Below are 19,285 nucleotides of genomic sequence, written 5' to 3' on the forward strand. Positions count from 1 at the left end.
AACAGCCGTCTGGCCTGCGGTCCCGACGGGAGGGCGCCCGGATCAGCGCTCCGGGCGCCCGCCACGGTCACTCTTGGTCACCGGTCGGCACCGGCGCGTCCGGGTCGGCGGACTCGTCCTCGGCGAGGATCCGGTAGATCCGCCGCCGGGCCTCGTCGAGGGCCAGCCGGGCCCGCTCGACCTGCTCGTCCGACCCCAGCCGGGCCACCTGCTGGGTGGCCTGACCGAGCGCGCCCATCCCCTCGAACAGGGTCTGCACCCGCTGCCGCTGCCCCGGGCCGGCCATCGCCCACGGCTCACTGAACTCGCCCGGGTTCTGCTGCACCGTCTCGGCGCCGGCGCCGGTGATCGCGAAGACCTTGCGGCCGCCCTCCGCCTCTTCCGCGGTGATCAGACCTTCGTCCTGCAACTGCTGCAGCACGGGGTAGACCGATCCCGGGCTGGGGCGCCACAGACCACCGCTGCGCTTGGTCAGCTCGGTCATGATCGCGTAGCCGTGGTAGCCCTGACGGGGTTCCTCGGCCAGCAGGGCCAGGATCGCGGCCCGTACGTTGCCCCGCGGACGACGCCCGCCGCGACCACGACCCGGACCACGACCGGGCCCGTCACCGCCGCCCCAGCCTCCTCGGCCGAAGCCGCCCGGCCCGAAACCACCGGGACCGAAACCGCCCGGGCCGAAACCGCCCGGCCCGAACCCACCCGGGCCGAACCGACCGGGACCACGCCGCCCACCGTGGAACGGGCCGTGCCCCCGGCCTCCCTCGCGGTCGTCTTCACCCTCGGGGAAGTCGTTGGGGTCGATCCCCTGACCGCGAGCCCCCCTCGGGCCAACTGCTTCGGGGAAGCCGAAACCTCGTCCACGACGGAACCGGCGCCCGCCGAACGGGCCTCCTTCCCCGGGGGATCCCCACTCGGGTGTCTCGCGGTTCATCTCTTCTGCCTGCCTCATTCGCTCTTCCTTCCATGCCCGGGCCCGGCCTCTTGCCGCGCCGCTCGCTGTCATCTCCTGAGGTGTGTGCCTCGTCATCGCCGTCCTCCTTCTATCGATGCTTCGACGATATATCGTTAACGTATCGCTGTCGAGATTGTTCCCGAAGGGAGAAGAGCAAACGAAGGACGCGGGTGGGCACCTGGGTGCCCACCCGCGTCCTCGATCGGTGGTTCGGTCCGAAGAGCTACTTAGAAGAAGGCAGCACCGCGCTTCACGAGTGCGCGGACAGGTCGCGCGCGATCTCGACCTCGAGCGGGTAGCGCGACTCGTCCCAGTCCTCCGGGGTCAGCTCCCACTCGCTGCCCATCGGATCGCCGTCCGACTGCCGGCGCGGCTGCTGGGGCTTGGCGTGCCGGGTCGACTCCAGCACCACCCGGGCGGCCCGGCCCTCCAGCACCAACGTGGAGATGGCATTGCCGAAAAGCGGCCCCCCGAGCGACTTCCAGCGCATGAGCGTCTCGGGGATGGTGCGCGGCCGGGTGAACACCAGCCGGGCGATCCGGGTGACCGGCGCGGTCCAGGAGATGCTGAAGGCCAGGCGCATCACGGCGGGGATCGTGTTGTGCACCGGCGAACAGGTCAGCTGGTACACCTTCGAGGCGTCGGCGGGCACCTCGCGCATCAACGGGGTGACGTCGGCCTCGCAGATGTAGCTGTGGTGCACGTCGCCGGAGAGCACACAGACCGAGGCCGGCTTCGGGCTGCCGTGCTCACCCGAGGCCACGTCGGCGATCAGCCGCGACAACCGGTCGAACGATTCCCGGAAGGCCGGCCAGTGCTCCAGGTCGGAGGCCCGCCGCAGCTGCTCCCCCACCCAGCCGCGGCGCCCCCCGCCCTCGGCCAGATGCTCGTTCCAGGCCTCGATCTGGTGCAGCGCCGGGGCCATCAGCCAGGGCAGGGAGGTACCGATCAGCAGGTGGTCGAAGTCTCCCCGGGCCTTCTCCTCCACCCAGGCGAACTCGGCGTCGGACAGCATTGAGCGGTACTCACCGTCGAGCATCCGGCCGCAGCGCGAGTCGATCACCACCAGCCGGGTGCGCCCCAGGTCCCGCCAGAACGACCAGCGGTAGCCCTTGCCCCCGTCCGCCTCGGCGTCGGCCATCTCGGCGAACTCGCGCAGCATCGGGGCCGCGTCCTCACCGTTCTTGGCGCACTGCAGCACCCGCTGGTACACCTCGTCGGCCGCGAGCTCCTGCGGCGAGAGATTGCCGATGTGCTGGTAGACCCAGTACGAGACCAGCCCGCCGACGATGCGCTCGGCCCACCACGAGGTCTTCTTCACGTCCTGGCGCCAGGACCGGGAGGTGTTCCAGTCGTCGTGCACGTCGTGGTCGTCGAAGATCATCGCGATCGGGACCGTGGACATCAGCCAGCGGATCTGCGGGTCGCTCCACGACTCGTGGTAGAGCCAGGTGTACTCCTCGAAGTCGGCGATCTCGCGCTTCGGGGGCTTGGTGATGTCGCGCCGGGCGGCGATCCGCTGCTGGGTGAGCTCGGTGGTCTCGTCGGCGTACACCTGGTCGCCGAGCATCAGCATCAGGTCGGGCCAGCCGTCGTCGGGGTGGTTGGCGATCCGGACGGCGTACGCCTCCAGGGCGTCCACCCCGTACTTGCGCTTGCCCTTCACGGTGCGCTGGGTGGCCACCCGGCAGGAACCGAACGCGATGCGCTGCGGGCGTTCCGGGTCGAGGGTGCGGATCCGGGAGGGCGGCAGCACCGGGCTCCCGCCCGACACGCCGGGCCGGCCGGGCTCTGCGGGGGGCCAGACCTGGACCCCGTTGAGACGCACGTCATACTCGACCGTCTCGGCCGCGGGCAGGTCCCCCACCTGCACCAGGGCGTAGTGATGGCCGCTGACCTCGAAGGTCGTCGCGGTCGCGCCGAGCACGGACACCTCACAGCGGGTGTCCACCTCGACCCAGACCGTTGCGTGTTCGGCACCGACATGCCGGAGGACTGGTCCAAGGATCAAGGAGGGCACGCACCTTTCGTACCGCAGGCCCGGCTCGACCGCTACCGTCGGGGACCGTGAGCCGTCGCGTCCTGATCTCCGTCCTGGTCGCCGTACTGGTCCTCGCCGGGGCCGGGGGTGCAGCCCTGTACCTGCTGAGAGGCAGCGACCAGAGCGGTGCTCAGACCACCGCGGCCACCGCCTTCGCCCGGGCCTGGACCGGCGGCAATCTGGCCACCCTGGCCTTCGCCCCGAGCGAGACCAAGGACCCGGCGGGCGCCGTGCAGAAAATCACCGCGGGCCTCACGAGTGAGAAGACCGACAAGCCGGCCGAGGTCACCGCGGGCGAGCCGACCGAGTCCGAGAGCGGCGAGACGGCGAGCGTGCCGCTGAAGGTCAGCTGGCCGCTGACCGGCGACCAGCAGTGGCAGTACGACACCACGCTGACCCTGGTGAAGCAGGACGACGCCTGGCTGCCGGAGTACAGCCCGGCCCTGGTGCACCCCCAGCTGACCGGCGCGCTGGCCACCGCCACGCTGGAGGCGAGCACGCTGACCGGCCGCCGCGGCCAGATCATCGGCGCCGGCGAGAAGGTGCTGGTCGAGGATCGCGAGGTGGTCATGGTCGGCCTGCAGAAGTCACGGGCCGACAACCTGGAGCAGACCGTGAACCAGGTGGCCGGCATCGTCGACGTGGACGGCGCCGCCCTGCTGAAGCGGGCCAAGGCGGCCGGCGACGACGTGTTCGTCGAGGTGATCACCCTGCGCCGGGCCGCCTACGACAAGGTCAAGGACCAGCTGCAGCCGATCCCGGGCACGGTGTTCCAGACCAAGAACCTCTCGCTGCCGCCCACCTCCGACTTCGCCCGGCCGCTGTTCGGCACGGTCGGCACGGCCACCGCGGACATCGTGAAGGAGTCGGGCGGGCGGGTGCAGGCCGGCGACGAGACCGGGCTGTCGGGTCTGCAGCGCACCTACGACGAGCAGCTCTCGGGCACGCCCGGGGTCGCGGTGACGGCCGCCGTCCCGGACCAGAAGGAGACCGAGCCGACCGAGCTCTACCGCGCCGACCCCACTGACGGCGAGAACCTCGAGGTCACCATCGACCAGGAGGTGCAGAACGCCGCCGACAAGGCGCTCGGTTCGGCGAAGAAGCTGGCCGGGCTGGTGGCGATCGACACGGCGACGGGCAACATCCTGGCCGTCGCCAACGGCGGCCCGAACGGCAACAGCTACAACCGGGCCCTGCTCGGCCAGTACCCGCCCGGTTCCACCTTCAAGGTCGCCTCCACCTTCGGCCTGCTCGAGTTCGGCGGGATGACCGCGAACAAGACCGTGGCCTGCCCGGCCACCCTGGCCGTGGGCGGCAAGACCTTCAAGAACGCCGAGGACGAGGTGCTGGGCCGGGTGAAGTTCGCCGACGACTTCGCCCACAGCTGCAACACCGCCTTCGTCGGCAGCGCCCGGCTGATCAGCCAGGACGAACTCGCCGAGGCCGCCAGGTCGCTGGGTTACGGCCAGCCCAACGCCACCGGGGTCACCGCCTACCTGGGCCAGGTGCCCACCGAGGGCGACGCGGTCGAGCACGCCGCCTCGATGATCGGCCAGAGCAAGGTGCTGGCCAGCCCGCTCACCGTGGCCAGCGCCTCGGCCGCGGTCGCCGAGGGCACCTGGCACGCTCCCCGGCTGGTGCTCAACGGCCGGCCCAGCAGCACCGGCGAAGAGCCCACCTCCGAGGACGAGGGTGGCCAGGCGAGTGCGGAACCCACCGCTTCCGCGGAAACGTCCGCGGAGGTCGAACCGGTGAAGCTGGACGCGGCCGCGGCCAAGACCCTGCGCTCGCTGATGCGCGGCGTAGTGACGAACGGCACGGCCACCGCACTGAAGGGCGTTCCGGGCGGCCCGGTCTCCGGAAAGACCGGCACCGCGGAGTACGGCAGCGACGTCCCGCCGCGAACCCACGCCTGGTTCACCGGTTTCCAGGGCGACATCGCGTTCGCCGTGGTGGTCGAGGACGGGGGCTTCGGCGCGGAGACCGCGGTGCCGCTGGTGAAGAAGTTCCTGGCCGATCTCGCGTCGTAAGCGTGACACATCGGATGGGTCGGTAAAGTCCGGGCCGATGACCGGACTGACCAGCAGATTCTCCGACCGTGGCCTGCGGGTGTGGCTGGTCCTGATGCTGCTGGCCGGAGTCGGCCTGGCGGTGGGGTGGGTGGCCAAGGCGCCCTGCATCGACACCTACCGCACGGCGGACGGCCAGATCGCGCTGGACTGGCGCGACGCCCGGCAGTACTCGCTGCACTGCTACTCCGACGCCATCCCGCTGTACGGGGTGGACCGACTGCAGGACGGCACGCTGCCCTACAAGACCACCTGGACCGACGCCGACGGCAGCGTCCGGGCGATGGAGTACCCGGTGGTGACCGGTCTGCTCCAGTACGGCGTGATGAAGGTGACCAAGGTCTGGGTGGCCGTGGACGGCTATCCCGGCCCCGAGGTCGCGCCCTACTTCGTGATCATGGCGGTGGTGCTCGCGGTGGCCTGGCTGGCCGCCGTGGCCTGCACGATCCCGCTGGCCGCGAGGAAGTGGCACGTGGCCCTGATGGCGCTCTCGCCCCTGGTGTTCGTGCATGCCTTCACCAACTTCGACACCCTGGCGGTGGCGCTGGCCGCCGCGGGCATGCTCGCCTGGGCCCGGAACAAACCGGTCCTGGCCGGGGTCCTGCTCGGGATCGGGGCGGCAGCAAAGCTGTATCCCCTCTTCATCCTCGGCCCCCTGCTGATCCTGTGCTGGCGCGCCGGGACGATGCGCCCCTGGTGGAAGGCCACGCTGACCTCCGCCGCGGCCTGGGTCGCCTGCAACGCGCCGTTCGCACTGCTCTACCCCCGGGGCTGGTACGAGTTCTTCCGGCTGAACTCGGTGCGCCCGGCCGACCACGACTCGATCTACAACGCGCTGACCACCTTCACCGGCTGGCGGGGCTTCGACTACCCGCTCTACTCGGGCCACTCACCGGAGAAGCTGAACGCCTTCACCCTGGCCGCCTTCCTGGTGCTGTGCCTGCTGATCGGGGTGGTCGGCCTGACCGCCCCCCGCCGGCCCCGGCTCGCGTCGCTGGTGTTCCTGGTGATCGCCGCGTTCCTGCTCACCAACAAGGTCTGGAGCCCGCAGTACTCGCTGTGGCTGGTGCCCCTGGCGGTGCTGGCCCTGCCCCGGGTGTTCCCGCTGCTGGTCTGGATGGGGGTGGACGCCTACCTCTGGTACCCGCGTCTGGGCTACTTCCTGGGCCTGCAGGATCCGGACCGGGGCAACTCCCCCGAGCAGTTCCTCGCCGTGGTGCTGCTGCGGGACCTGCTGGTGGTGATCCTCTGCGGGATGATCCTGCACACCATCTACCGGCCCGAGGCCGACCCGGTGCGCAGGCTCGGGCTGGACGATCCGGCCGCCGGGCCGATCGCCGGCCGGCCGGAGGCGCACCCGCTGCCCCGCCTGGGCCGCCGGCATCGGCACGGGCACGGGCACGGGCACGGCAGCCGGCCGGTTCACACCGAACTCCCGGCCGACCCCGTGGAAGACGCTCAGCGCTGACCCCTACCCTTGGCGAAATGTCAGCGGCCAGCGCCACCAGCACCACCTTCGACTGGGACAACCTCTCCTGGGAGTCCCTCAGCGACGAACGCGTCCTGGTGATCGTCCTGATGGTCGCCGCCGTGGTCCTCACCGGCGAGCGCACCACCTGGCGGGTGCTGCGTAACGTGGTCACGATCGCCCACGAGGGCGGGCACGCCGTCGCCGCGCTGCTGATGGGCCGCGAACTGGCCGGGATCAAGCTGCACTCGGACACCTCCGGGGTCACGCTCTCCCGGGGCAAGCCGCGCGGGCCCGGCATGATCTTCACCGCACTGGCCGGCTACCCGGCGCCCTCGCTGATCGGGGTCGGTCTGGCCGCGCTGGTCGGGCTGGACCGGGTCCAGTGGCTGCTGTGGATCGTCGTCGGCCTGCTGGCCGTCCTGCTCACCCAGATCCGCAACGCCTTCGGCCTGCTCACCGTGGTGGCCACCGGGGCGGCCGCGGTGGCGGTGATCGTCTGGGGCGACGAGCGCACCGCCCTGGGCTTCGCCTGCGCGGTGACCTGGCTGCTGCTGATCGGGGGCCTGCGCGCGGTGATCGAACTGCAGCGCTCCCGCCGGGCCCAGGGCAGCGGCACCCGGGGCGGTCCGCCGGTGACCTCGGACGCCGACCAGCTGGCCTGGCTGAGCCACGTGCCCGGGCTGGTCTGGGTGGTGGTCTTCTTCGCCGTGTCGCTGGTCTCGATCGCGGCCGGCGGGTGGCTGATGCTGAGCTGGAACCCCTGAGCCGCGGGTCCGTGACGTTCCCCCGGCCGGGTGATCTTTCTCCCGGCCGAGGGCCGTCCGCCGAGGCCCGCAGGGCGCTACAGACAGCTGCGCGCGAAGTCGTCCAGCCGCTGTTCCCACCGCTCCTGCATCGCCGAACGCAGTGCCGAGGGCAGGCCCTCGTGCCACAGTCGCAGCCGGGTGCCCCCGGCGACCGGGGTCAGGTCGAGCTCGACCAGACTGGTCTCGTCCTCGGCGCTGGAGTGCCAGGACAGCCGCAACTGCTCCAGGGGGTGGAAACTACGCACGACTCCGGCGTCACCTTCGTCGCTCATGTAGGTCTGCCCGGGCCCGGCGATCACCGCTCCGTGCCCCAGCCAGACCGCAGTGCCCTGCGGGCTGAGCAGCACCTGCCAGACGTGCCCGGCACTGCCCGGCACGATCCGGCGCACGTAGACCATCCGGTCCGAGGTCACGTCCTCGTCGTCGACCAGCGCCGGAGGCAGCCCAGCCTCCACGCGACCCAGTTGCACGTATGTGGACATCCAGCCCCCTTTGAATCAGCCAGTACCGACTCAGCACCCCCTCCCCGAGCCGGAGGGGCCAGTTTCGGTCATCGTCGATTCACAGTCGGCCGATGGGGAGGGTGCTTCAATCCCCCAAAAGCCTGTCGCATGAAAAGTCTGGGAACATGGCGGCACGACCCCCGTGAGAGGTACCGCTGGTGAACACTGTTTCTATCCAAAGCCGGAAGACGCTGCAGGTCTTCTCCGGCCGGGCATACCCCGATCTGGCAGAGGAGATCGTCAAGTATCTCGACGTCAGCCTCACGCCACAGTCGGCCTACGAGTTCGCCAACGGCGAGATCTTCGTCCGGTTCGAGGAGTCGGTGCGCGGCGCCGACGCCTTCGTCGTCCAGTCCTGCGGCCACGGCATCAACACCTGGGTCATGGAGACGCTGATCATGATCGACGCGCTCAAGCGCGCGTCGGCCGACCGGATCACCGTGGTCCTGCCGTTCTACCCCTACGCCCGGCAGGACAAGAAGCACCGGGGCCGGGAGCCGATCTCCGCCCGGCTGATCTCCGACCTGCTGCACACGGCCGGCGCCGACCGGCTGATGACGGTCGACCTGCACACCGACCAGACCCAGGGCTTCTTCGACGGCCCGGTCGACCACCTGTTCGCGATGCGCCTGCTGGGCGACTACATCGCGGACAAGTACAAGGGCGAGGAGATCACCGTGGTCTCGCCCGACTCGGGCCGGGTGCGGCTGTCCGAGCGCTGGGCCGACCGTCTCGGCGGCACACCGGTGGCCTTCATCCACAAGACCCGTGACCCGCGGATGCCGAACACCGTGGTCACCAACCGGGTGGTCGGTGACGTCGAGGGCCGCACCTGCCTGCTGGTCGACGACATGATCGACACCGGGGGCACGATCACCAAGGCCGCCACCAAGCTGTTCGAGCAGGGCGCCAAGGACGTGGTGATCGCGGCCACCCACGGCATCCTGTCCGACCCGGCCACCGAGCGGCTGCGCGACTGCGGTGCCACCGAGATCATCCTCACCAACACGCTGCCGATCCCGGCCGAGCGGCTGCTGCCGAACATGACCGTGCTCTCGATCGCCCCGCTGATCGCCCAGGCGATCCACGAGGTCTTCGAGGACGGCTCGGTCACCTCGCTGTTCAGCGCGGACGAGGGGTAGTCCTCGGCCGCCGGGCACCACTGCCGAACGCCGCTGTCACCGGGGGCTCTTCCCCCGGGCGACAGCGGCGTTCCGTTTTGCCGTCACGCCCGAAAGGTGCCGCCAGGCAACCCATCAGGCCCACAAACGTCCTTAATCTCTTTGACTGCAAGGCAATTCAGCCGAGCTCCGCCGTCCCCTCATGAGGTGACATGCGGGCCGGACCCGGGGACGGCATGCTTCGCACAGTCCTCGCTGCGCTTTTCGCCGTCCTTCGCCGGCGTCGCGGCCGATCCGTCATTGATCCGGGAACTTCCGCATGCCCACACCGTCCCTGTCCCGCAGGCCTGACCTGTCACGCCGCCGTCGCGCGCTGCAACTGCTCATCGCCGCAGCGCTTCTGCCCGCCACCGCCGTCGGGCCCCGTCTGATGCAGGCCCACACCGTGGCCGACGATCCGTTCCAGGCCCTCGCAGCCTGGATCAGTTGAACACTTGCGGGTGACGACCCACAGACGGTGGGCCCGACCGACCGGGGGGACGGCCGGGCCCACCACCCGCAACCTCTCCCCCTACCGAGCAAATCCCCCGCGGAGCAACAGATCCGGAGGGTCCGGGGCAAGAGCGGACGGCGAAGACCCCTTCTGCGCCTGATTTCCCCCAGCCGAACCCGCCCAGTCCCCGGCCGCTCACCGGATGCGTGCATCGGCCCTGCTCCCGGAGCACCATTCGCAGGTGTCCGGTTCAAAGGTGGGAGACGCCCAGGTGAGCGCCCCCGATCTCGAAGTCCGCCTCGATCCGGCGGACCACCTGGAGGTCATTCACGAAGCCCCGCCCAGCGAACCCCCACCCCCAGCCGAGCCGGTAAGGCCCAGCGCCCCAGGTCCCCGCCCAGCCCGGCACCTACGCCTGCTTCCGGCCGCCTACGCGCTCTCTCTCGTCCTGACGGGTGCCGTGAATGCTCCCGGTAGCGCCGACGAACCGGTACGAACCCGAGCCCAGGCCCTGGCCGCCCGCACCGTGCAGCCCCTGGACTCGCTGACCATGGCCGGTCACCCCGCACCTACCCCGGCCAGATTGATCGGCGCATCGGAACATGGCCTGGCCGTGTGGCAGGGGCCCGCCGTCGGCTCAGGTGCCGCCGCCACGGTCTACACGGGTGCGCTCACCGGCCCCGACGGCACGATGCAGCTGACCGCTCGCCCGGGCGCCGGGGTAAGCACCAGAGACGGCTCTCTGGTCCGGCTGAGCGTCGCCGGCACCCTGCTTACCTGGTACGAACTCGGTGGAGGGAAGCGCGGCAACGCCTACCCCCAGGAAAGTCGGCTGGACCTGGCCACCGGTGAAGAACCCCGGTCCGGCTCCCTCGCTGTACGGGAGAAACCCCGAGGCGGGGAAGCCACCACGCCCTACACGCAGGTGGATCCGGACGGGAAGATCGCCCCGACCGCCAAGGGGAAGTGGCTGAAGTTCGGTGACCGGTCGGGCCGCATCATCCGCCACCGGCAGCGCTGGGTGCTGGAGCACCGCACGAAGGGCTCAGCGAAGATCACCCGGGTCGCCCTGCCCAAGGGTGTGACCTCGGACTCCGGCCTGGACCTGGTCGGGGACCGCTTCTACACCGCTTCCAGCGGCCGGCATCCGGCCGTCCACCTGGTCCAGGGCCGCTCGGTGACGAGGATCGCGGAGATCCCGCCGGCCCGGTACCCGGTCACGTCCTGGGCCCTGTCGGCCGGTTCGCTGCACTACACCGACCGATCCGCAGGCCGGCGCAAGGCCGCCGCCGTGTTCGGCAACGTGCTGCACACCGACGCAGGCCGGATCGTTCTCGGCGACAAGACCGAGCTGACGCAGCTGGCCGGCTCGTCGGCCGGGAACCGCTCCGTCGTCCCGATCGCCTTCTCGGCCGGCCGCGGCGTCCTGCAGAACCCGGGAACGGCCACCCAGTGGCAGCTGATCGACCAAGGAAGAACGAGCGCGCTCGTCGCCCAGCGCTTCGTGGAACTTCCCAACAATGGACGGGTGCGGGTCACCGACGACTCCCCCACCGTCTCGGGCGCGTACACCCTGGTCGCCGGGCAGGTCTTCCGCCCGGACGGAGAGCTGCTCTGGACCGCTCCCGCCGCCTCGGCCCAGCACGGCCACGACGACCTGTACGGCGCCGACGTCGTGTACTCCGTACCGAAGAGCGGCGCCGGTCTGGCGGGCGTCTGGTCGGTCGACGTCGAGCGCCCGCTGCCGGTCCGGCTCGACCCCAGCAGCTGCGAGCAGGCCCCGCTGGTGGCCACCTGGGCCGGTCAGGCCGCCTGGACCAGCTGCTCCCGGGACCGGGTCACCGTGCAGGACCTGCGCACCGGCGAGATCCGCGACGTCGCCACCGGCCTCGGCTCGATCATCGGCTCGGACCCGCAGCCGATCACCGGTCTCACCCTGCGCGAGGGGGTGCTGGCCTGGCGCGACGGTGAGGCCCTGAGCCTGGTCGACCTCTCCGACCCGGCCTCCACCCCCGTCGTCCTGCCCGGCGCCACCACCGGCTTCGCCCTGGACGGCGATCTGGTGGCGCGCGAGGTGCGGCTCGGGGAGCAGCTGCGCCGGGTGGTGCTGGAGAAGCTGCCCTTCGCGGTGAACCTGCGGCCGAGGCTGATCGCGGCGGCCGCCCCGCTCGGCTTCACTCCCGACGGCGACGGGAAGTACGACACCTGGAAGCCGCAGTTCGACGTGACCCGGCCGGTGCGGGACGCGGTGCTGCGGATCCTCGGCCCGGCCGGACGGGTGGTGCGCACCCTGCCGGTCACCGCACCCGACGGCTCCACCACGCTGAGCGACGGCAGCCTGCGGGGCCTGGTCTGGGACGGCCGCTCCGGCGCGGGCACGCGGCTGGCCGTGGGCCAGTACACCTGGGAGCTGACCGCCCAGGCCCTGGACGGCTCCGGCACCCTGATCTCGGCCGCCTCCCCCACCCGGGTCCGGGGCACCGTGGAGGTCAGTGCCGTCGGCCCGGACCGTCCGGACCGGCGCCGGGCCCGGTAAGTCGTTTGACTCCCCGGGCCCGGCGCCTGGATCCTGCGACGATGGGCAGGGAATGGGTCAGGACGTGACGATGTTCCCGCCTTCGACCGACACCTCGATCGGGGTCAGTCCCTTCCCGGCCGCCGGCCCCGAGACGAAAGCGCCCGTGTCCTTCTCGAAGATCGAATTGTGCAGCGGGCAGACGATCTGGTCCCCCTCCACCGCCACGGTCGCACCCTGGTGCGGGCAGACGGCGGAGAAGGCCACCGGCTGCTCGGCCGCGGGCATCGACACGATGATCGGGTCACCGTCGAGCTCGAAGCTCGCGGCCTCGCCCTCGGGGATGTCGGAGACGGCGGCGATGGTCTGGCCGCCCGAGCCCGAGCCCGCGTCGGCCGAGCTCTCGGTGCTCTCGGAGGCCGAGGGCGTCGAGCCGGAGGACGACGTGGTCTCCTCCTCGTCGCCACCGCCGCAGGCGGCCAGCCCGGCTGCACCGAGCAGGGTCAGGGAGCAGACCGTCATGGCCCGGCGCCGGCTGAAGCCGGCCGGCCGTGCCTCTTCGAGGTTCGCGGCCGCGTCGGGAGCCGTCTGCTTCTCTCCGGTGCTGCGGAGGGTTGCAGTCATGGGTGATCCTCCTGTGAGGTCGTTGAAGATGAAAATACTAGTGACATGGCTACCCGGCCACGCAACTTTTCCCTGTGGTGTCTAGGATTTCGCGCAGATGAGCACACAAACCTGGGTTTCAGCTGTAAATGAGCTGCGTTCTTCCCTGAACGACGTGTCGTTGACCGATGAGCGCCGGCTGGGCCGTCAGCTCGATTCGGTGCTGCACTCACGCCGGCGGACCGACGAGGAGAGAACCGCCGAACTGGCACGGATCTCCACGGAGATCGGCAGTTCGCGGGCCAGGGTCGAGAGCCGTCGCGCCTCCGTTCCGGCGATCACCTATCCGGCGCAACTGCCGGTGAGTCAGCGGCGTGACGACCTGCTGAAGGCGATCGCCGAGCACCAGGTCGTGATCGTGGCAGGTGAGACCGGGTCGGGCAAGACCACTCAACTGCCGAAAATCTGCCTGGAACTGGGCCGCGGCGTCCGCGGGATGATCGGGCACACCCAGCCCCGGCGGCTGGCCGCGCGCTCGGTGGCCGAGCGGATCGCCGAGGAGGTGGGCGGCGAACTGGGCGAGACCATCGGCTACACGGTGCGTTTCACCGACCAGGCGAGCGACTCCACGCTGGTCAAGCTGATGACCGACGGCATCCTGCTGGCCGAGATCCAGCGGGACCGGCTGCTCACCCGCTACGACACGATCATCATCGACGAGGCCCACGAGCGCAGCCTCACCATCGACTTCCTGCTCGGCTACCTCAAGCAGCTGCTGCCGCGCCGGCCCGACCTGAAGGTGGTCATCACCTCCGCCACCATCGACCCGGAGGCGTTCTCACGGCATTTCGACGACGCCCCGATCGTCGAGGTCTCCGGCCGCACCTATCCGGTCGAGGTCCGTTACCGTCCCCTGGTCCTCGTCGAGGAGGTCGACGAGGAGGGCAACACCACCGAGATCACCCGCGACCCGATCGAGGCGGTGATCGAGGCGGTCGACGAGCTCGAGGCCGAGGGCCCGGGCGACGTGCTGGTGTTCTTCAGCGGTGAGCGCGAGATCCGCGACGCCGCCGACGCGCTGAACCGGCACGTCGGGGCGAACACCGAGGTGGTGCCGCTGTACGCCCGGCTCTCGGCGGCCGAGCAGCACCGGGTCTTCGCCCCGCACTCGGGCCGGCGCATCGTGCTGGCCACCAACGTGGCCGAGACCTCGCTCACCGTGCCGGGAATCAGGTACGTGATCGACCCGGGCACGGCCCGGATCAGCCGCTACAGCTTCCGCACCAAGGTGCAGCGCCTGCCGATCGAGAAGGTGTCGCAGGCCTCGGCGAACCAGCGCAAGGGCCGCTGCGGGCGGCTTTCCGACGGTATCTGCATCCGCCTCTACAGCGAGGAGGACTTCGAGAGCCGTCCGGAGTTCACCGACCCGGAGATCCTGCGCACCAACCTGGCCGCCGTCATCCTGCAGATGACCTCGCTGAACCTGGGCGAGGTGGAACGCTTCCCGTTCCTGGAGTCGCCCGACCCGCGTCAGATCAAGGACGGCATGGCGCTGCTGGACGAGCTCGGCGCGATCGACCCGGAACAGACTGACCAGCGCAAGCGCCTCACCGGCATGGGGCGCACCCTGGCGCAGCTGCCGGTCGACCCCCGGCTGGCCCGGATGCTGGTGGAGGCCGACCGCAACGGCTGTCTGGCCGACGTCCTGGTGATCGTCTCGGCGCTGTCGATCCAGGACCCGCGGGAACGGCCGACCGACAAGCAGGCCCAGGCCGACCAGTCGCACGCCCGGTTCAAGGACCAGCGCTCGGACTTCCTGAGCTACGTGAACCTGTGGAACTACGTGGTCGGGAAGCAGAAGGAGTACGGCTCCGGCCGGTTCCGGCGGATGTGCCGCGACGAGTTCCTGCACAGTCAGCGGATCCGGGAGTGGCAGGACCTGCACGGGCAGCTGCGTCAGGTGCTGCGCAGCGCGGGGATCCGGGTAGCGGGCGGCCGGGCGACGTCGAGTTTCGATCCCGAGGCCGTCGATCCGGACGAGATCGAGGATGCGCTCGAGCCGGTCACCGACGCCCAGGCGGAAAAGATTCACCTGTCGCTACTTTCGGGACTGCTCTCGCAGGTGGGCCTGAAAGACGGCGAGACGCGGGAGTACCTGGGGGCCCGCAGTGCCCGCTTCGCCATCCAGCCGGGCTCGGCGCTGTACCGCAGCACCCCGCGCTGGGTGATGGTCGGCGAACTGGTCGAGACCAGCCGGCTCTGGGGCCGCACGGCGGCCCGGATCGACCCGTTGTGGATCGAGCGGCTGGCCGGGCACCTGGTCAAGCGGCACTACAGCGAGCCCCGCTGGGAGAAGAAGCGCGGCTCGGCGGTGGCCACCGAAAGGGTCACCCTGTACGGCATTCCGGTGGTGGTCGGGCGCACGGTCGGCTACGGCCGGATCGACCCGGAGCTGTCCCGGGAGCTGTTCATCCGGCACGCCCTGGTCGAGGGCGAGTGGCGCACCGGCCACGCGTTCTTCCACGAGAACCGCAAGCTGCTGGACGATGTCGAGTCGCTGGAGGAGAAGGTCCGGCGCCGCGACATCGTGGTGGACGACGAGATCCTGTTCGACTTCTACGACCAGCGCATCCCCGCCGACGTGGTGTCGGTGGCGCACTTCGACTCGTGGTGGAAGAAGGCCCGCCGGGACCGGCCCGACCAGCTGAGCTTCTGGACGTCCATGCTGTTCGCCCCCGAGGCCCCCAAGGTCTCGGCCGAGGACTACCCGGCCACCTGGCCGGTCGGCGACCTGCGCCTGAAGGTGACCTACCAGTTCGAGCCGGGTACGGCGGCCGACGGGGTCACCGTGCACCTGCCCCTGGGCGCCCTGAACCAGGTCAAGGACCAGGACTTCGAGTGGCAGATCCCGGGACTGCGGCAGGAACTGGTCACCGAGCTGATCCGCTCGCTGCCCAAGCCGGTGCGCAAGGGGCTGACCCCGGCGCCGGAGCGGGCCCGGGCGGTGCTGGAACGGCTGGCCGACACCGAGCCCGGTTCCGAGCCGCTCTTCCCGGCGCTGGAGGACGAGCTCTACGAGCTGACCGGGGTGGACGTCCCGGAGGGCGCGTGGGACCTGGCCAAGGTGCCCGACCACCTCAAGGTCACCTTCCGGGTGGAGGACGAGAAGGGCAACCGGCTGGGCGAGAGCAAGAGCCTGGACCGGCTGCGGGAGAAGCTGCGCCCGAAGCTGCGCCAGGAGATCTCCTCGGCGGTCTCCAAGGTCGAGGTCACCGGGCTGACGGCCTGGACCGTCGGGGCGATCCCGCGGTCGGTCGAGTACAAGTCGGCCGGGCTGACCGTGCAGGGGTATCCGGCGCTGGTCGACCGGGGCAGCACGGTCGACGTGAAGGTGCTCGACGATCCCGGCGACCAGCGTCGCTCGATGCGGGCGGGCACCCGCCGGCTGATCGTGCTGAACATCGCCTCGCCGGCCAAGAGCGTGCTGGCCCGGCTGAGCAACCGGCAGAAGCTGGCGCTGGCCCAGGCCCCGCACAAGACGCCGTCCGACCTGTTCGACGACTGCCTCGGGGCGGCCGTCGACGACCTCGTCGACCGGGCGGGCGGGCCGGCCTGGGACCGGGCCGGCTTCGAGCGCCTGCTCCTGGAGGTGCGGCAGGAGGTGCATCCGGAGGTCACCAGCGTCCTGGCCACCACGTCCACGATTCTGGGGCTGGCCCGCGAGATCGAGCTGGAGCTGAGGTCCACGTCGAGCCCGGCCCTGCTGCCGGGGCTCACCGACCTGCGCTCCCAGCTGGCCGCTCTGGTCTTCCCCGGCTTCGTGACCGCCACCGGCGCGACCAAGCTGCCTGACCTCGTCCGTTATCTGCAGGCCATGCAACGCCGGCTGGAGAAGCTGCCGGAGCGCTACCAGCGCGACCGGGGGCAGCAGGAACAGGTCCTTGCTCTGCGGGCCGAGTTCCAGGCGGCGGTGGCTAAGCTGCCGCCGGCACGCCGGCGCGAGGACGACGTGATCGGCGTGCGCTGGATGCTCGAGGAACTACGGGTGGGTCTGTTCGGCGGCGGACTCAAGACCGCGTACCCCGTGTCCGAGCAGCGGGTGCGCAAGGCGATCGCCGACCTGCGCTGAGGTTCAGCCCTCGCCGTCGGAACTGCTCGACGGCGGCGGGGGCACCAGCGTGCCGTCGGGGTCGATCTTGGCCAGGATCGCCCCGGAGATCTCGTTCAGCTGCTGGACCTGCTCGGCGGTGAGGGCGTCGAAGACGAACCGCTGTACCGCCTCCACGTGCCCCGGCGCCATCCCGACCAGGGCGGCCATCCCCTCGTCGGTGAGCTGGGCCACCTGACCCCGGCCGTCCTCGGCGGCCCGGAAGCGCCGGACGAGGCCCCGGTTCTCCAGCCGGCTGATGGTGTGCGACAGCCGGCTCGGGGAGCTGCTGGAGCGGGCCGCCAGTTCGCTCATCCGCAGCTGACGGTCGGGCGCCTCGGAGAGCATGGCCAGGGCGAAGTAGGCGAAGTGGGTGAGGGAGGCGTCGTGCTGCAGTTGGGCGTCCAGGGAGGCCGGTAGCAGGGTGAAGACCGCGGCGAACTTGCGCCAGGCCTTCTGTTCCTCGTCGCTCAGCCACCGCGGTTCGCTCACCGGCACACTGTATCCAGGGTTTTCGGGAATCTGCCTCATCGGACGCTCCGGTGGTTCCCCGGGGCAACCAGCCGGTAATCGGAGATCCACCGGGCCTGCGGCCAGGCAAGATCGAACACTCGTTCGAGATTTTCCGGTCAGGGTGCGTGCGCCGACGCGACCGGTTGGGGCATTCTGGGACGCGTGCCCGTTCCCCTGCTGCTGGCTGTCGACGGCAACAGCCTCCTGCACCGCGCTCACCACGCGATGTCCCAGGGCGATCTGCGCGACCAGGGCGGCGCCCCGGTCTGGGCGCTGAAGGGGCTGATCAGCTTCCTGGCCACGGCCTCGGCCCGGCTGCGGCCGGACGCCCTGGTGGTGGGCTTCGACTGCGCGGCCGGTGAGTCGGTCCGGCGCGGTGACTACGACGGCTACAAGGCGCACCGGCCGGAGAAGTCCGAAGATCTGTGCCTGCAGCTCGACGCCGCCCCCGGCTTCCTGGCCGCGGCCGGCGTCACGGTGATCGTGCCCAAGGGCTACGAGGCCGACGACGTGATGGCCTCCTCGGCCCGGGCCGCCCGCCGGCACGGCTGGCGCACCACCGTGGTCACCAGCGACCGCGACATGTTCGCCCTGGTCGACGAGAACACCTCGGTGCTGCGGGTGATGAACGGCGGCATCGACGGCTCGCCCCTGATCGACCCGGAAGGGCTGCAGCACCAGTACGGCGTGCGCCCCGACCAGTACAAGGACTTCGCCGCCCTGCGCGGCGACGCCTCCGACAACCTGCCCGGCGCCTTCGGCATCGGCCCCAAGCGGGCGGCGAAGCTGCTGGCCGAGTTCGAGTCGGTGGAGAAGGTCTACGGCGCGCTCGACGACGGGCGGGAAGAGGAGGTGGCCACGCTGATCGGGCCGGCCGCCACCGCCGCCCTGGCCGGCCCCGAGGCCCGCGCGAACGTGGCCCGCAACCAGCACCTCATGGAGATGCGCCGCGACCTGCGCATCCCGAAGATCGCCACGATGTCCCTGCCGCTCGACGAGCAGCGCCTGCAGGACACGCTGAGGGCCCGCGACATCCGGCTCGGCGCCTCGCTCTGGTCACTCACCGGCGGCGAGCCGCCGTCCTGGTACAGCGAGCGGGTCTACGGGCAGGGCCCGCGCTCCCGCCCGGAGAACAAGGACAGGGTGATCACCCTGCCCCGCCCCACGCTCACCCGGGCCGCCCGTAACGCCGCCGCGCTGGCCGACGCCGGGCAGATGAGCCTGTTCTGACCTGGGTCGGGTTTCGTAAGTCCATGCCTTCTGCGGGGCCCCGGCCCCCGCCGTCCTCAGGTAGTTTCCCGAGGATGGGCCACGGACGGCGATCGGTTCTCCTTGCCCAGCTGGAGCCACGCCGCACCGGCAGCCCCCAGCTGGCGATCCTGGACGAGCTGCGGCGGGTGATCCTGGAGGGCGGCGCCCCGCCCGGTACCCCGATCCCCCTGGCCGAGGTGGCCGCGCTGTTCGGGGTGAGCCCGATCCCGGTGCGGGAGGCCCTGAAGACGCTGGTGGGCGAGAACCTGGTGGCCCACCGGCCGAACGCTGGTTACGTGGTGGCGCAACTGACCCGGCGGGAGCTGTCCGAGATCTACCTGGTGCGGGGCGTGCTGGAGTCGGCGGCTCTGCGGGCCGCCGTCGAGATGGCCACCTCGGCCGACATCGCTGCTGCCGCTCAGGCCCATGCGATGTTGGAGACCCTGCAGACCGACTGGGATCCGCGCAGCTACCACCGGGCGAGCCGGCACTTTCATCTGGCGCTGATCGTGCCCTGCCGGATGCACCGGCTGCAGCGCATGTTCGAGTCGGCCTGGAACGTCACCGAGCCGTTCCAGCCGATGCGCTGGCTACCCGGCGCCGAGCGGGCGCTGCTGCACGGCGAGCACACCGCGATGCTCACCGCGTTCACCACCCGCGACGCCGAGGCCCTGCTCCGGATCGCCGGCCAGCACCACGACCGTCTGGCGCAGGTGATCGCCTCGCTGCCGGAACGGGCCGGGCTGCTGGCCGATCCGGAAGATATATGAAAGCCGACATCACCGGGCAACAAGCGCGGC

General features: G+C 70.7%; 14 protein-coding genes. 9 read left to right on the forward strand and 5 right to left on the reverse strand.

Annotated features, from left to right (window positions below):
* Window positions 1-67 precede the first annotated feature (67 nt).
* Entirely contained in the window at window positions 68-949 is an 882-nt protein-coding gene (locus tag QSK18_RS22535; RefSeq protein ID WP_232811902.1) for a PadR family transcriptional regulator, read from the reverse strand.
* Between the two features lie 253 nt (window positions 950-1,202).
* Complete coding sequence (locus tag QSK18_RS22540; protein ID WP_352396605.1) at window positions 1,203-2,972, reverse strand: alkaline phosphatase D family protein; 1,770 nt, start codon at window positions 2,970-2,972, stop codon at window positions 1,203-1,205.
* Window positions 2,973-3,019: 47 nt separating this feature from the next.
* Between QSK18_RS22540 and QSK18_RS22545 the strand changes: the two genes are divergently transcribed.
* From QSK18_RS22545 to QSK18_RS22555, 3 genes are read left to right on the forward strand one after another with little or no spacing between them, the layout of a single operon-like run.
* Window positions 3,020-5,023, forward strand: coding sequence for a penicillin-binding transpeptidase domain-containing protein (locus tag QSK18_RS22545; protein ID WP_285622876.1), 2,004 nt, complete (start codon window positions 3,020-3,022; stop codon window positions 5,021-5,023).
* A 37-nt stretch (window positions 5,024-5,060) separates the two neighbouring features.
* A complete protein-coding gene (locus tag QSK18_RS22550) occupies window positions 5,061-6,530 on the forward strand; it encodes a glycosyltransferase family 87 protein (RefSeq protein WP_285622879.1) in 1,470 nt (489 codons plus the stop codon).
* Between the two features lie 17 nt (window positions 6,531-6,547).
* Window positions 6,548-7,297: a M50 family metallopeptidase gene (locus QSK18_RS22555; protein WP_232811898.1), complete on the forward strand. Its 750-nt coding sequence runs from the start codon at window positions 6,548-6,550 to the stop codon at window positions 7,295-7,297.
* A gap of 77 nt (window positions 7,298-7,374) precedes the next feature.
* Here the strand turns inward: QSK18_RS22555 and QSK18_RS22560 are convergent, their stop codons facing one another.
* Entirely contained in the window at window positions 7,375-7,821 is a 447-nt protein-coding gene (locus QSK18_RS22560; RefSeq protein ID WP_232811897.1) for an SRPBCC family protein, read from the reverse strand.
* 179 nt (window positions 7,822-8,000) lie between these two features.
* Between QSK18_RS22560 and QSK18_RS22565 the strand changes: the two genes are divergently transcribed.
* From QSK18_RS22565 to QSK18_RS22575, 3 genes are all read left to right on the forward strand, one after another.
* On the forward strand, window positions 8,001-8,984 hold the full coding sequence (locus tag QSK18_RS22565) for a ribose-phosphate diphosphokinase (RefSeq protein ID WP_232811896.1): 984 nt from the start codon (window positions 8,001-8,003) through the stop codon (window positions 8,982-8,984).
* A gap of 298 nt (window positions 8,985-9,282) precedes the next feature.
* Window positions 9,283-9,453, forward strand: coding sequence for a hypothetical protein (locus tag QSK18_RS22570; protein WP_232811895.1), 171 nt, complete (start codon window positions 9,283-9,285; stop codon window positions 9,451-9,453).
* Window positions 9,454-9,697: 244 nt separating this feature from the next.
* Window positions 9,698-11,992 (forward strand): flagellar hook assembly protein FlgD, encoded by a 2,295-nt coding sequence (locus QSK18_RS22575; RefSeq protein WP_285622888.1) that lies wholly within the window; start codon window positions 9,698-9,700, stop codon window positions 11,990-11,992.
* A gap of 57 nt (window positions 11,993-12,049) precedes the next feature.
* Here QSK18_RS22575 and QSK18_RS22580 read toward each other — a convergent pair whose 3' ends face one another.
* Window positions 12,050-12,595 (reverse strand): Rieske (2Fe-2S) protein, encoded by a 546-nt coding sequence (locus QSK18_RS22580; protein WP_285622891.1) that lies wholly within the window; start codon window positions 12,593-12,595, stop codon window positions 12,050-12,052.
* A 97-nt stretch (window positions 12,596-12,692) separates the two neighbouring features.
* Between QSK18_RS22580 and hrpA the strand changes: the two genes are divergently transcribed.
* Window positions 12,693-16,703 carry an ATP-dependent RNA helicase HrpA gene (hrpA, locus tag QSK18_RS22585; protein ID WP_285622894.1) on the forward strand — a complete coding sequence of 1,337 codons (4,011 nt, stop codon included), beginning with the start codon at window positions 12,693-12,695 and terminating at the stop codon, window positions 16,701-16,703.
* A 3-nt stretch (window positions 16,704-16,706) separates the two neighbouring features.
* On the opposite strand, the gene QSK18_RS22590 is transcribed toward hrpA, so the two are convergent.
* Entirely contained in the window at window positions 16,707-17,213 is a 507-nt protein-coding gene (locus QSK18_RS22590; protein ID WP_232811891.1) for a MarR family winged helix-turn-helix transcriptional regulator, read from the reverse strand.
* A 183-nt stretch (window positions 17,214-17,396) separates the two neighbouring features.
* On the opposite strand from QSK18_RS22590, the gene QSK18_RS22595 reads away from it, so the two are divergent.
* Window positions 17,397-18,464, forward strand: a complete 1,068-nt coding sequence (locus tag QSK18_RS22595; protein ID WP_285622898.1) for a 5'-3' exonuclease — start codon at window positions 17,397-17,399, stop codon at window positions 18,462-18,464.
* 74 nt (window positions 18,465-18,538) lie between these two features.
* Entirely contained in the window at window positions 18,539-19,255 is a 717-nt protein-coding gene (locus QSK18_RS22600; RefSeq protein WP_232811889.1) for a GntR family transcriptional regulator, read from the forward strand.
* Window positions 19,256-19,285: the final 30 nt, after the last annotated feature.

Source organism: Kineosporia sp. NBRC 101677 (genome assembly GCF_030269265.1).
Taxonomy (GTDB): domain Bacteria; phylum Actinomycetota; class Actinomycetes; order Actinomycetales; family Kineosporiaceae; genus Kineosporia; species Kineosporia rhizophila.